Source organism: Algicella marina (genome assembly GCF_009931615.1).
GTDB classification, from domain to species: domain Bacteria; phylum Pseudomonadota; class Alphaproteobacteria; order Rhodobacterales; family Rhodobacteraceae; genus Algicella; species Algicella marina.
Genome location: NZ_CP046620.1, coordinates 63,306 through 76,992, shown reverse-complemented (window position 1 = coordinate 76,992; position 13,687 = coordinate 63,306). Strand labels below are relative to the sequence as shown.

13 protein-coding genes are annotated in these 13,687 nt (G+C 61.8%); 8 read left to right on the top strand and 5 right to left on the bottom strand.

The annotated features are described in order from the left end of the window. Window positions 1-75: 75 nt before the first annotated feature. Entirely contained in the window at window positions 76-615 is a 540-nt protein-coding gene (locus tag GO499_RS00390; RefSeq protein ID WP_161860320.1) for a gamma-glutamylcyclotransferase, read from the top strand. A 5-nt stretch (window positions 616-620) separates the two neighbouring features. Here the strand turns inward: GO499_RS00390 and GO499_RS00385 are convergent, their stop codons facing one another. The 3 genes from GO499_RS00385 to GO499_RS00375 all read right to left on the bottom strand — a co-directional run bounded on the left by GO499_RS00385 (window position 621) and on the right by GO499_RS00375 (window position 3,263). Beyond that, entirely contained in the window at window positions 621-1,769 is a 1,149-nt protein-coding gene (locus tag GO499_RS00385) for a LysM peptidoglycan-binding domain-containing protein (RefSeq protein ID WP_161860319.1), read from the bottom strand. An 84-nt stretch (window positions 1,770-1,853) separates the two neighbouring features. Continuing rightward, window positions 1,854-2,339 (bottom strand): NfeD family protein, encoded by a 486-nt coding sequence (locus GO499_RS00380; protein ID WP_161860318.1) that lies wholly within the window; start codon window positions 2,337-2,339, stop codon window positions 1,854-1,856. 3 nt (window positions 2,340-2,342) lie between these two features. Next, window positions 2,343-3,263 (bottom strand): SPFH domain-containing protein, encoded by a 921-nt coding sequence (locus tag GO499_RS00375; protein WP_161860317.1) that lies wholly within the window; start codon window positions 3,261-3,263, stop codon window positions 2,343-2,345. Window positions 3,264-3,447: 184 nt separating this feature from the next. Between GO499_RS00375 and GO499_RS00370 the strand changes: the two genes are divergently transcribed. Together GO499_RS00370 and GO499_RS00365 are read left to right on the top strand one after the other, a co-directional pair. Continuing rightward, window positions 3,448-4,605, top strand: a complete 1,158-nt coding sequence (locus GO499_RS00370; protein WP_161860316.1) for a biopolymer transporter ExbB — start codon at window positions 3,448-3,450, stop codon at window positions 4,603-4,605. 3 nt (window positions 4,606-4,608) lie between these two features. Then, the gene (locus tag GO499_RS00365) at window positions 4,609-6,216 is read left to right on the top strand and encodes a peptidoglycan -binding protein (protein ID WP_161860315.1); all 1,608 of its coding nucleotides are present in this window, start codon (window positions 4,609-4,611) and stop codon (window positions 6,214-6,216) included. Window positions 6,217-6,234: 18 nt separating this feature from the next. Here the strand turns inward: GO499_RS00365 and GO499_RS00360 are convergent, their stop codons facing one another. After that, window positions 6,235-6,936 carry a hypothetical protein gene (locus GO499_RS00360; RefSeq protein WP_161860314.1) on the bottom strand — a complete coding sequence of 234 codons (702 nt, stop codon included), beginning with the start codon at window positions 6,934-6,936 and terminating at the stop codon, window positions 6,235-6,237. After that, the gene (locus GO499_RS00355) at window positions 6,937-9,123 is read right to left on the bottom strand and encodes a primosomal protein N' (RefSeq protein WP_161860313.1); all 2,187 of its coding nucleotides are present in this window, start codon (window positions 9,121-9,123) and stop codon (window positions 6,937-6,939) included. Between the two features lie 84 nt (window positions 9,124-9,207). Here GO499_RS00355 and fsa point away from each other — a divergent pair, with 84 nt between their 5' ends. From fsa to GO499_RS00330, 5 genes are all read left to right on the top strand, one after another. Continuing rightward, entirely contained in the window at window positions 9,208-9,861 is a 654-nt protein-coding gene (gene fsa / locus GO499_RS00350; protein ID WP_161860312.1) for a fructose-6-phosphate aldolase, read from the top strand. Next, complete coding sequence (locus GO499_RS00345; RefSeq protein WP_284154831.1) at window positions 9,854-10,576, top strand: DUF484 family protein; 723 nt, start codon at window positions 9,854-9,856, stop codon at window positions 10,574-10,576. Before fsa ends, GO499_RS00345 begins: the two co-directional genes overlap by 8 nt. Window positions 10,577-10,642: 66 nt before the next feature. Next, entirely contained in the window at window positions 10,643-11,584 is a 942-nt protein-coding gene (locus GO499_RS00340; protein WP_161860311.1) for a tyrosine recombinase XerC, read from the top strand. Window positions 11,585-11,702: 118 nt separating this feature from the next. Then, the gene (locus GO499_RS00335; RefSeq protein WP_161860310.1) at window positions 11,703-13,157 is read left to right on the top strand and encodes a calcium-binding protein; all 1,455 of its coding nucleotides are present in this window, start codon (window positions 11,703-11,705) and stop codon (window positions 13,155-13,157) included. Window positions 13,158-13,345: 188 nt separating this feature from the next. Next, window positions 13,346-13,654, top strand: coding sequence for a cupredoxin domain-containing protein (locus GO499_RS00330; RefSeq protein ID WP_161860309.1), 309 nt, complete (start codon window positions 13,346-13,348; stop codon window positions 13,652-13,654). Window positions 13,655-13,687: the final 33 nt, after the last annotated feature.

Below are 13,687 nucleotides of genomic sequence, written 5' to 3'. Positions count from 1 at the left end.
GAAGCGGTCCCTTCGGGGCTTGGGTTCACGTTGCGCGCAAGATATGGGTTTCGTGCAGGAAAGAAAGGGAAAGCGATGGATTTGGCGGATGGCTTCTGGGTTTTCGGCTACGGCTCCCTTATCTGGAACCCGGGTTTCGAACCGGACGAATCCGTCCTCGCTACCCTGTCAGGCTACCATCGGTCCTTTTGCATGGCCTCAATCGTCTACCGCGGTACGCCAGAGGATCCCGGCCTCGTCTTGGCGCTGGACCGGCAGGACAGCGGCACCTGTGAGGGACTCGCATATCACGTACCGGCCGCAACAGCCGAGGAAGTGCTGGCCTATCTGCGTGAGCGGGAACTCGTATCCTCTGCCTACAAGGAGTCGGTGGAGACGCTGGAACTTGCCGATGGCCGGGAGGTGCAGGCGCTGTGCTATGTTATGGACCGCGAGCACGACCAATATCGCGGCCACCTGACCCTCGCCGATCAGGCAGAAATCATCGCCCGCGCAGCTGGCCCTGCCGGCAGCAACCGTGACTACCTTCTGAACACGGTCCAGAGTCTTTCCCGCCTGGGGCTCAAGGATGCCGAATTGAACTGGCTGGCGGATGAAATCGGGCGTACCACCTGACGGGTTCAATTCACCTTTGCGCGGTCTCCCCGCAAATGTCGGCTGACGATCCCGAACCAGCGTCCATCTTCACTGAGAACCTGCAGGCCGGCATTGATCCGCGTCATTCGCTCGTCCGACTCCGGGTCGCCCCGCAAAGCCAGCACGCGCAGCCGGTCGACAACGGTAAGGTTCTCCAGAACGACGATCGGATTGCGGATTTCGATACGATCCACGAGCGCCCTTGTCACCGCCGCATCCATGGAAGCAACGTCCACCTCGCCGGCATCCAGAGCCCGAAGGCAGGCCTCCGGATCGGCTGCCTGTACCAATGTCAGACGCCCGGGCAAGAGGCCTGATGCCACAAGGTCCTTCAGCGGATGTCCTTGTGGCCGGCAGAGGCGTGTGTCGGTCAACCCGCCCGGCAGCACCACGGAGGAAAATTCGCTGTCCGCACGCGCATAGAATTCCGTGACAAATTCATAGAACCCGTCAGAAGCCACAAATTCTTTGCACAGTGATGCGTCTCGCGCCTCCAGCACTTCAGCACCGCAGTCGGGAAAGACCCACGGCAAGGCCAGTCCGAAACCACCTTTCGGCAATACGAAGTCAAGTGCTGCGTCCCGGTCATTGACGAAGCCCAGCGTGTAATCTGTTTCGCCGGATACCTGCAGCACCATTTCCAGCAATTCCACAATCATGCCGCCGCCCGGCAAGTCTTCACCCGCAAACGGTGGAAACGGCCCTCCAGCGAGAATTGTGAGCACGTTGCTCGGCGCCTCGTCCTGCACCTGCTCTTCAGTTTCCCCAACTGCGGCTCCAGTCCCGGCAGCATCATCGAAAGAAGCGGAAACCACATGTTCCCCGCTCGAAGCTGCAGCAGGGTCAGGCTTTTCTACAGCGTCGATGTCTGCCGCATCCGACAGCAGCCCGGAATCGTCATCACAGGGCAGCAATAGCCTCTGCCCGGGCGAGATCCGGTTCAGGTCCGGGCCGATGATGTTTCGATTGCGATCGTGAAGCAGCTTCACCTGCGCGCGCGTGCCGTAGTAGCGGAGCGCCACATTGCCCAACGTGTCACCGGGTTCGACGACATGCGCCGGGCAGGCGTCGTCAGAGGCTGCCGGAACCACGGCAGCCAGAAACAGCATGATTGCCACAGAAAATGCACGCATACCCGCCTCCGAAGCCTTCGCGTCAGCAGGTACCCTTCGCAGGTTCACACAGGGTTAACAGCATTCGAAAATTGAACGGCAGTGTCAGGCGGAGGCCTGTTCCTCCGGCATCAGACGCACGACTTGCAACGTGCTACCTTGCGTTGCCGAAACTTCAACAGCGGCTCCGGCCTTCATCCCGATTGCTGCCGGGTCGGCCTTTGCCTGCCAATGCACGCCGTCGATCTCGACCGTACCGTGCCCGTGGGAAAAGGAAATAATTGTTCCCGTCCGCCCGACCATCCGGGCGGAACGGTCATTCAGTCCGTGTTCAGGTTGCTCGTTCTGAATTCGGTGCCGCAAGGCCTGAAAAGCAAACGTCAAAGCTACGGAAATCGCGGCGAACATAGCCACCTGAACCGTACCCGGCATGGTCGGTATCAGAACCAGCAGAACGGACATGATCAACGCAGCCAATGCCGGACCTATCAGGAAAAACGCCATTGAAAGCATTTCCAGTGCCCCAAGGACGAGGGCGAATGCCACCCACCACCAGGGTGAAATACTTTCCAGAACCGCAAACAAGTTCATGGCCTACCCTCCGCTCTTGGCCGCCTTGGCCAATTCGCTGATGCCCTGAATGGATCCGAGCAGGCTGGAAGCCTCCAGCGGAATCATGATCGTCTTGGAGTTCGGAGAGGCGGCCACATTCTGCAATGCCTCTGTGTACCTCTGCGCCACGAAGTAATTCACGGCCTGAACGTCGCCTGCTGCGATTGCTTCGGAAACCATCCGCGTCGCTTCGGCTTCGGCCTTGGCCTGCCGTTCCCGTGCCTCGGCATCGAGAAATGCCGCTTCGCGTCTTCCTTCGGCTTCACGGATCTGGGCCTCGCGTTCACCCTCTGCTTTCAGAATGGCGGACTGCTTCTGCCCTTCCGCCATCAGGATTTCCGCCCGCCGGTCGCGCTCGGCCTTCATCTGGCGGCCCATCGCTTCGGTGATATCCATCGGCGGGGCCAGATCCTTGATCTCCACCCGCGTCACCTTCACCCCCCACGGGTTCGATGCCTGATCAATCACTGTCAGCAGCTTGGAATTGATGACATCACGATTGGAAAGGCTTTCATCGAGGTCCATGGAACCGATGACCGCGCGGATGTTGGTCTGCGAAAGGTTGGAGAGTGCCCGCTCCAGGTTTCTTACTTCGTAGGCCGCCCGCGCCGCATCCACCACCTGGTAGAAAGCGACGGCATCGGCCACGACCATCGCGTTATCCTTGGTGATGACTTCCTGACTCTCGATGTCGAGAACCGTCTCCATCATGTTGATCCGCGCGCCCACCTTGTCGATCAGCGGTATGAGAAAGTTCAGCCCGGGCTTGAGCGTGCGCGTGTATCGGCCGAACCGCTCCACCGTCCAGTCCTCGCCCTGCGGGACAGATTTGACCATCATGTAAAGGAGGATCAGGGCAAAGACTAGCAGCGCTGCTGCCGGGGCGAAGAAGGCGTCAAGCATGGAAAATTCCTTCACAAATTCGTTATTGCTTATATGGCCCGTGTCGCCATCTGTTGCAATATCCACGCCTTCGCTTGTCGCAACCAAATGTGGTGCAATTGAGTGTTGGAATGCGCAATAACCCTGCGTAGTGTGTGAAAAAACACTAAAATAGTGCATCCGAGGATCGAGAGCCGCCATGCTGATGGACCGCGAACAAGAGCCGCAATTCTCCCAGCCGATCCGCCAGATCCTGATCATGGTCACGATCCTCGGCCTGGTCGCAGTTGGCAGTTTCTTCGCCTATTCGTCCATCGCGCCGATCTTCCTCGCATCACCCTATCTCAACGGTGTAATTCTTGCCGTCTTCGCAGTCGGCGTCCTCGCCTGTTTCTGGCAAGTCCTCACACTGACCTCGGCAGTAAACTGGATCGAAGGCTTCGCACTCGACCGTCCCGGACATGAATTCTCCGCTTCTCCCCGTCTGCTCGCTTCTCTGGCAGCGCTTCTGCGCGACAACGAGGCCCGACGCTCGCTGACGTCCACGTCCACCCGTTCGATCCTCGATTCCGTCGGCACTCGGCTGGACGAAGCACGGGACATCACCCGCTACATCATCAACCTGCTCATCTTCCTCGGTCTGCTCGGGACCTTCTACGGGCTCGCGATCACCGTTCCCGGTGTTGTCGAAACCATCCGTTCCCTGGCGCCGCAGGAAGGCCAGAACACCATCGACGTCTTCGATAACTTGATGAGTGGCCTCGAAAAGCAACTGGGCGGCATGGGCACAGCCTTCGGCTCCTCGCTACTTGGCCTTGCCGGTTCGCTGGTCGTCGGCCTTCTGGAACTGTTCGCCGGTCACGGGCAGAACCGGTTCTATTCCGAACTGGAGGAATGGCTGTCCTCGATCACCAAGGTTTCGCTGTTCACCGGTGACGACGATGCCGTCTCCGGACGTCGTGGCGCCGATCAAGCCGCCGGCAACCTTGCCAGTTTTCAGGCCATGCTCGTACAGTCGGAACAATCCCGCATCGAGAGCGATGCCAAGATGTCCCGCCTCACCGACGCCGTGATGGCACTCGCACAGCAACTTAACGAAGCACCGCGCGGCGGCGGCGGCAGCGATGGCGCAGCGCTGGAACGCGTCGCCGCCGGTCAGGAACGCATCGCTCAGTTGCTGGAAGCACAGGGAGAAGAGGGCGGAGCCCTCGATCCTGACAGCCGCATGCGCCTGCGCAACATGGATACGACAATGCTGCGCATTCTCGAAGAAATGGCCGCTGGCCGGCAGGATAGCGTCGCCGAGTTGCGGCAGGACCTCAACGCATTGACGGATATCATCCGTCAGGCGCTGCGAGGCTGATCAATGGCGCTGACGCGACGATCAGGTTCCCGTTTCGAGGCCAACATCTGGCCCGGCTTCGTCGATGCGATGACGGCCCTGTTGCTCGTTCTTATGTTTGTCCTCTCGATCTTCATGATCGTGCAGTTCGTGTTACGCGAAACCATTGACGTGCAGGAAAACGAACTGAATGACCTCTCGGGCCAGGTTGCCACTCTCGCCGATGCCCTCGGACTGGAGCAACAGAGTAATGACCGGCTCGAAACTCAGGTCGGCAGCCTTTCGTCCCAACTTTCCGATGCCGAGGCACAGGCTGCCGCCCAGGCCGCACTGATCTCCACCCTGACGGACGAACGTGATGCCGCATCCGCCCGCATTGCGAGCTTCGAAGAACAGGTTGCTAGCCTGCTCGCCCGCAACGAGGACCTGACGGCAGATGTCGCGGCGCGCGACACCCAACTGGCGGAGGCCGTCAGCGATGCCGAAGCCCTCGAAATCGCCCTCGCTGCCGCGCGCACAGAGATAGACGCCGGAGCCGAAGCCGCCCGCCGCGCAGCAGCCGAAGCCGACGCGATGGAAGCTCTCATTGCCGATTTGCGTAGCAACGCGGAAGACTTGCAGGCCGAAGTCGACGAAAGCCAGTCCGCCCTCTCCGAAGCTGAGCAGTCCCGCCTCGTGGAAGCCGCCGCAGCCGAGGCGCTGCGCCAGCGACTGGCAGACTCCGATGCCGAACTGACCGCCATGTCACTGCGGCTGGAGGAGGAACGCAAGGCCGCCCAGGAAACCCTCACGATGCTTGCCGCGGTCGAAACCGCCCGCCGCCGCCTGGAGGCCGCTCAGCCGCAGAATGAAAACGTCGAGGAACTCGTCGCCGAAAAGGATGCTGCCCTCGAACAGGCGCGTGAATTGTTATCTCAGGAAAAGGAAATCTCCGCCGAAAGCCAGCGTCAGGTCGCCCTCCTCAATCAGCAGACCCGGGAACTCAACCGTCAGCTAAGTTCACTTCAAGCATTGCTGGATCAGGCCCGCGAACAGGACGAACTCGCGCAGATCCAGATCGAGGCACTAGGTTCCAACCTCAACACGGCTCTCGCACGGGTCGCTTCCGAAGAAAGACGCCGTGCTGCGCTGGAAGAGGCAGAACGCAAACGGCTGGAGGAGGAAGCAAGAAACCTCGAGAACTACCGCTCCGAGTTCTTCGGCCGTGTGCGCGAGATCCTTGGCGATCGCGAGGGCGTAGAAATCGTCGGCGACCGCTTTATCTTTTCGTCCGAAGTCCTCTTCGAACCCGGTTCCGCCTTCCTTGGTTCCGAGGGTCGCAATCAGATCGCCGAAGTCGCAGAGGTCATCCGCACGATCCGCGGTGAAATTCCACCAGAGATCAACTGGATTCTGCGTGTGGACGGTCATACCGACAACATTCCGACCAACTCCAGCCGGTTCGCCGACAACTGGGAATTGTCTCAGGCCCGTGCGCTCTCCGTGGTCAAGTACCTGATCGATTCCGAAGACATTCCTGCCGATCGCCTTGCCGCCAACGGCTTTGGCGAGTTCCAGCCGGTGGACCCGGCGAACACGCCTGAGGCTCGCGCCCGCAACCGCCGCATCGAGTTGAAGTTCACAGAGCGCTGAGATGACAGCGGCTGCGCCTCAGCCTCCGCGTACGGCAGCCAGTGCGTCAGCAAAACCCGCCCCCTCTGCCATCCGGGACACCACTGCGAGTACACCTGTGCGGCCGATTTCGTCCAGAATTTCCTCCACCAGCGTCGTTGCGCCTGCATAGGCAACGCGGGAGCCATGCGCCTCCACCAGCGCATCCCATTGCCACCACGCGTCGCGCGCACGCAGATCAGCAAGCACGGCCTTGGGAACCGGGGCGTCGAACCGGGTGTCCCCTGACACCAGTACCGCCAATCCCTCGTCGAACCAGGCCGGGAAGGCACCAGCCGCAACGCGCAATAGTCCGACCTCGCGCTTGAGTTCCGTATGGGTGAATTCATGCGCCGCGATCACGGGCGTCATGCCGCTGTCTCCCAGGCGCACGGCGAAACTGCCATATGCTGCACCGCGCCGGCCGTTGTCTCCAAAGGCCGCATCGCAACTGTCACCAGGACAGAGCACGACCATCGGCCGCGTGAACGGCCTGCCGAACCATGCCTCGACAACCGTCTCGCCCGCATCCAGCGCCGCCAGTGCGCGACGCCGTGCGTCATCTGTCATTGACGGCGGCGCGAATACCGCCGGTGCCACCTCTTCGAACCCGAACGCCTCCGGCAGCACCATCTGTTGTGGTCCCGGCAGGGCCGCCCCGGCGAACCCGACAATCAGCGCGATGGTGATCACCCACCGCATTCAGAAAAAGCTCTGCGGGTCGATGTCCAGCACCACCCGCACGTTCGGCGGCAATTTTACCGACGCCCGCCATTTCGAAAGTGCTGGCTGGATCACGCGCCCCTTCGGGGCCTTGACCAGCAACCGATAGCGAAACTTCCCGCGAATCCGGGCAATCTGTGCAGCGGCCGGACCGAACACCTGCGCCCCTTCGGCCAGCAACATGTCGCTGCGCCGTCCCAGTTCCCGCGCCACGTCGACGACGCGGGCCTCGTCCGGCCCGCTGACAATGACACCTGCCATCCGTCCGTATGGCGGCACGCCCGCTGCCTCCCGAGCCGCGGCTTCCGCCGCCCAGAATTCTTCCTCGTCACCGGAAAGGATGGCCGCGATCACCGGATGATCCGGTACGCAGGTCTGAATCAACGCGCTGCCCCGGCGTTCTGCCCGCCCCGCACGACCTGCGACCTGGCGCACCAGTTGGAACGTCCGCTCCGAAGCCCGCAGATCGCCACCCTGCAGGCCAAGATCAGCGTCGATCACGCCGACCAGCGTCAGGTTCGGGAAATTGTGCCCTTTGGCAACGATCTGGGTACCGATGATGATATCGGCACCGCCCGCGGCAATCGCGTCGATCCGTGCCTTCAGCGCCCGCGCACTTTCCGTCTGGTCGGAACTCAGTATCTCCACCTGTGCCTCTGGAAACAGCGCAAGCGCTTCCTCGGCCAACCGCTCAACGCCGGGCCCGATGGCCGCCATCATCCCTTCCTTGCCACAGGCCGGGCAGGCCGTGGGCACCGCCCGCTCTGCCCCGCACTGATGGCACATCAGGATTTTGCGGAACCGATGCTCAACCATCCGCGCATCGCATTCATGACAACCGATCTGCTCACCGCAGGCGCGGCACTGCGTTACCGGCGCATAGCCGCGACGATTCAGAAACCACAAGACCTGTTCGTTTGCCGCCAGCCGCGCCTGCGTCGCCGCCCGCAAACCTTCCGCCACCCAGCGCCCAGGCTCCGGGCGGTCAGACCGCAGGTCCAGCGCCGCCATTTCCGGCATTTCCGCCACGCCGAAACGCTCCGTCAGATCGAGCCGCGCGTATTTTCCCGCTCTCGCGTTTGCCCAACTCTCCAGCGCCGGCGTCGCCGACGCCAGCACCACCGCAGCCGAAGTCATCGACGCGCGCAGCACCGCCATATCCCGGGCATGATAAAGCACCCCGTCTTCCTGCTTGTAGGAGGTGTCATGCTCTTCATCGACAACGATCAGCCCAAGATCGCGGAACGGCAGGAACAGCGCCGACCGGGCGCCGACGACAAGCCTTGCTTCGCCGCTGGTCACCCCCCGCCAGCAGCGGCGCCGGTCGGCCTGCGTGACCCCCGAATGCCATTCCGCCGGTCGCGCGCCAAATCGCGCCTCCACCCGCTCCAGAAACGCGCCCGTCAGTGCGATCTCCGGCAACAGCACCAGCGCCTGTCGCCCTGCCCGCAGTGCCTCCGCCACTGCCTCGAGATAGACCTCCGTCTTGCCCGAACCGGTCACACCTTTCAGCAGCGTTGTCCCGTAAGCCCCGCTTCTTACCGCCTCGCGCAACGCTGTGGCCGCCCGTTGCTGATCCTCATTCAACTCCTTGCCTCGCAGGTCAGGTTGAAGAATGTCGAATGGCGCGTCGCGCGGTGCCGCCACCCGGTCGACCACACCCTGCTTTTCCAGCCCGGAAATGACCGATGCGCTGACCCCGGCCAGCGCACTCAACTCTCCCGGAGCGAATACGCCACCACTCTCGAGTACCTCCAATACCCGCGCCCGCGCGTCCGTCAGCCTGTCCGGCTCGCCCACGCCACGACGCAGTACCTTGCGCATCCCAGGTGGTGCACCTAGGTCCGGCACCCGCGTCGCCAACCGCAGCATCGCCTCCAGCGGCGTCAGCGTATATTCGGCAGCACGGGTCAGGAAGGCGCGCATCGCCTCTGCCATCGGCGGCACATCAAGCACTGCATGCACCGGCCGTATTCTGGCAATGTCGAAGTCGCCCGCTCCCGGCCCCCAGACGACTCCCAGCACCCTGCGCGGCCCCAGTGGCACGCGTACGAAGGAACCGAGTTGCACGCCGCCTTCCGGCGCACGGTAGTCCAGGAATCGGTCCAGCGGCTCCGACGTCAACACCGAAATCAGTGCCCCTTGAGCAAAATGGGTCTCCGTCATTGCCCGCTGCCCGGAAGGTGTTTCCCTTCGCCAAGCCATGCGATATGGTCCGGCCAAACCCACCCCAGGACCGGATAGGATGCCATGAAATTCTTCGTAGACAGCGCAGAAATCGACAAGATCAGGGAACTTGCCGAGTACGGAATGGTCGACGGTGTCACCACGAACCCGTCTCTCATCCTGAAGTCAGGCCGTGACATCCTCGAGGTGACGAAGGAAATCTGCGATCTCGTCCCCGGCCCCGTCTCGGCCGAGGTTGTGGCCACGGAAGCCGACGACATGATTTCCGAAGGCCGAAAGCTGGCAAAAATCGCCGACAACATCACCGTCAAGGTCCCCCTCACTTGGGCTGGTCTCAGGGCCTGCAAGGTTCTCTCCGATGAAGGCCGGATGGTCAATGTCACGCTCTGCTTTTCCGCCAATCAGGCGCTGCTCGCAGCCAAGGCCGGCGCCACCTTCATCTCACCCTTCATCGGCCGACTGGACGACATCAACATGGACGGGATGGAGTTGATCTCCGACATCCGCACAATCTACGATAACTATGGCTTCGAGACGGAAATCCTCGCCGCCTCCATCCGGACAGTCAATCACGTTACCCAGTCAGCGCTGATCGGCGCCGACGTGATCACCGCACCGCCGGAAGTGCTGATGAAACTGGCCGATCACCCGCTGACGGACAAGGGGCTCGACGCTTTCCTGAAGGATTGGGCCAAGACCGGGCAGAAGATTGTCTGACGAGGCGCCCAAACCGACGAGCGCGCTGAAAAGCCAGATTCTCAAGGATCCGAGCGTGATCCTCGAGGATCGGGAGCTCATGGCCGCTCTGCTGGAGGCGGGGGGTACTTCCTCCGCCGGGCGCAATGTCGTGGATCTGCGCGGAAAACTGGTCGACAGGCTGGAGGATCGGTTGGACAGGCTGGAGGAAACTCACCGCCACGTCATCGCCGCCGCCTATGAGAACCTCGCCGGCACACAGCAGGTTCATCGCGCCGTGCTGGCCTTGCTGGAAGCCGCAAGTTTCAAGGAATTCCTCGCCTCGCTCGGGCAGGATGTAGCCAATATCCTGTCGCTGGATGTCATCCGACTGGGGCTGGAAACCGCCTCCGCCGCACCGGGCCAGGCGCTTGGCCCCGCCGGTCCGCTCGCCACAACCGTCATCGCGCTGCCCAAGGGCAGTATCGACAGTTATCTGACCGGCAATCCGGAGGTCGCGCCCCGCCGCGTCACGTTGCGCCCAACCCGTGCGGAGCTCGACGGCCTCTATGCGGACCAGCCGAAATGGGTTCAGTCCGAAGCGCTGATCAAGCTTGATCTCGGTCCGGGAACCTTGCCCGGCCTGCTTGCCCTCGGAGCGGAGGATGCCCAGCGCTTCCACCCCGAACAGGGCACCGACCTGCTTAACTTTTTTGGCCTGTCCTTCGAGAAAATGCTACGCCGCTGGCTGGCCTGAGCTGGCGGCGCTTTGCCATCACAACCAATTGAGCTAAACTGCGGCGGGCAGAAAAGATCAACAGGCATGGTAGACTCCGCATTCGAGCTTTCCGCCGGCGCGTCCGATCTCCTCTCGCGCTGGCTGGAGGGCCTCAAAGGCCTGCGCGATGCCAGCCCCCACACAATCGAGGCCTACCGCCGTGATGTCGCTGGTTTTCTCGGCTTTCTCGCCGGCCATTGGGGTGGCCCGGCCGGGCGCGAGGCGCTGGGAGAGATAACAACGCGGGACATGCGGGCCTGGATGGCGTCCGAGCGTGGGCGCGGCATCGAAGCCCGCTCCCTCGCCCGCGCGCTCTCGGCGGTAAAATCCTTCTATCGCTGGCTGGCAGAGACCGAAGGTATCGAAGCATCCGCCGTGACCGCCACCCGTTCGCCCCGTCTGAAAGCCCGCCTGCCACGCCCGGTAACCGCAGATGCCGCCCGGGCGATGATTTCCGATGTACCGCTGATGCACGACGAACCTTGGATCAACGCCCGTGACGCCGCCATCCTCACCCTGCTCTACGGTTGCGGCCTGCGCATATCCGAAGGCCTCGGCCTCACCCATGCTGTCCTGCCACTTGGAGACACCCTTCGCATCACAGGCAAAGGCAACAAGACCCGCATCGTCCCCGTCCTGCCCGCCGTGCGCAACGCCCTTGACCGTTACCTCACCCTCTGCCCGCATCCCGCGACCCCCGACAGTCCGATTTTTCGCGGCCTGCGCGGCGGCCCGCTGAACCCGGCCCAGGTGCAGAAACTCGTTCGCGATCTCCGCGCCCTCTCCGGCCTGCCGGAAACGACGACGCCCCACGCGTTGCGCCACAGCTTCGCCACTCATCTTCTTGAAGCCGGCGGCGACCTGCGCACCATTCAGGATCTTCTGGGCCATGCTTCACTTGCAACAACCCAGACCTACACGGGCGTGGATCAGGCACGGCTGATGGAGATCTACAGCGCCAGCCATCCCCGCCAGCGCAAATCCTGAAAAAATTCAAAGGCTCCGAATAATTCTGCGGCTTCCTGCGTAAGCGATGGGAGGCAGGCACAAAGCCTGTCCGAATTTCAATCAAGGAACCTGCGTTCCCAATCCCGGAGTTGAGTCCATGCCCATCACACTTATCGAAAGCACAACCGATCAGGTCACTCTTGATGCCGCCGGCGAAACCTTCAAGCTCGCAACCGGTGAGACCGTCGACACAACCGTCGCAGGCAACGATGCTCTGATCACATCTGCAGCCGACATGACCGTCTTCGTCGACGGCACCGTCATCGCCGGATCCGATGGCATTGAAATCGGCGGCCTCGACTCTTCCCTCCAGATCGGTACGACCGGCACCGTCGAAGGCGAATCCGACGGCGTCCGGATGCTGAACGACAACGCGTTCTTCCTCAACAACGGGTCCGTCACCGGCCTGTTCGATCAGGGCGTGGAGATGGAAGGAAACAACTCCGTCTTCATCAACAACGGCACCATTTTCGGCGAAAGTGACGGCGTCACCAACGACAACAACTTTGGCCAGTCCTTTTTCAACAACGGCAGCGTCAGTTCCAACCTCGAAGGCTTCGACCTTAGCTCTTCTGGCAGCCTGAACCTCGTCAACGCCGGCTCGATCTCCGGTGGGCTTAATGGCATCCGGCTCGACGGCACCGGCGCAACTGTCCTCAATTCCGGTTCCATCTTCGGCGGCGAATTCGGCATCGACCTCTTCAGCGAAGGCGCAATGCAGGTCATCAACTCCGGTTCGATCACCAGCGACGAGATCGCACTCAGCGTCAACGGGACGGGCGCAACTGTTCAGAACTCCGGCACGATCGAAGGTGTTCTGGAAGGCGTCTTCTTCCAGTCAGACATTGCACAGGAGAACATCAACACCCTCATCAACTCCGGCACGATAGCCTCGAACGGCCCCCGCGCCATTCAGGGCAGCTCCGGCATCGAGAACATTTTCAACACAGGCACCCTCAACGGCAACGTCGCCCTCGCCAATGGAGATGATGTCTTCGACGGACGCGGCGGCACGGTAAACGGTTCCATCTTTGGCCAGGGTGGCGACGACACGATTTTTGGTGGCGCTGGAGACGACGATATCAACGGCGGTGCAGGCAACGACACACTTTATGGTCAGCGCGGTGCCGACACATTGGCAGGTGCCAACGGTAACGATCTTATGTTCGGCGGTCAGGGCAACGATGACATGTCGGCCGGTGGTGGCGACGATGTTCTTGATGGCGGCGCCGGCGGCGACTTTTTGCGCGGCTTCGGCGGCGACGATATCCTGAACGGTGGTGCGGGCAATGATACGCTTAACGGCGGTGCCGGCTCGGACGTGTTCGTTTTTGAACTGAACGCTGGAGAGGATCGCATCTTCGGTTTTGAAGATGGCAGCGACCTGATTGACCTGACGGCCTTCAACATCGCCAGCGAAGCGGAACTGGAAGCCGCGATTTCTACCAACGGAGCTATCGCCGTGGTCGATCTCACAGCCCTTGGCGGCGACGGCCAGATCGCCCTGCACGGCTCCGCAGGTCTGATCGACGCCAACGACTTCCTGATCTGAGCCCCTCGATCAGAACAGCCGCAGCGGGTCCCCTCCCCGCTGCAGCTCGCCGCGGCCTCATGGGCTCCGGGCCGCGGCACTTTCTAAGGATAAAAAAGGTTATTTTACCAAGAATAATTTCCGCAGCTGGCGCGTAGACCCTCTGAGACCCGCAGAACTTGAAACTCAAAAACACACAGGACAGCCCAATGAGAACGATCGTTTCCGCCCTTGCACTCTCCCTGGCCCTTTCCGCCTCCGCTTTTGCTGCCGACCATTCCGTCGCCATACGCGGCGGCAAATATGTCCCGGCAGCGCTGACGGTCGCATCCGGCGACACCATCACTTTTACCAACGAGGGTCCGGCCCCACACACCGCCACAGCCAATGATGGCAGCTTCGACACAGGCCGTCTCGTGCGCGGCAAATCCGCTACCGTCACAGTCACTGGCTCTGGCGACATTCCCTATTTCTGCAGGGTCCACCCGGCCATGAAGGCTGTCGTCACCGCCAACTGATCAGCCAATAGCGGGACAATGGGGCGTACCAAT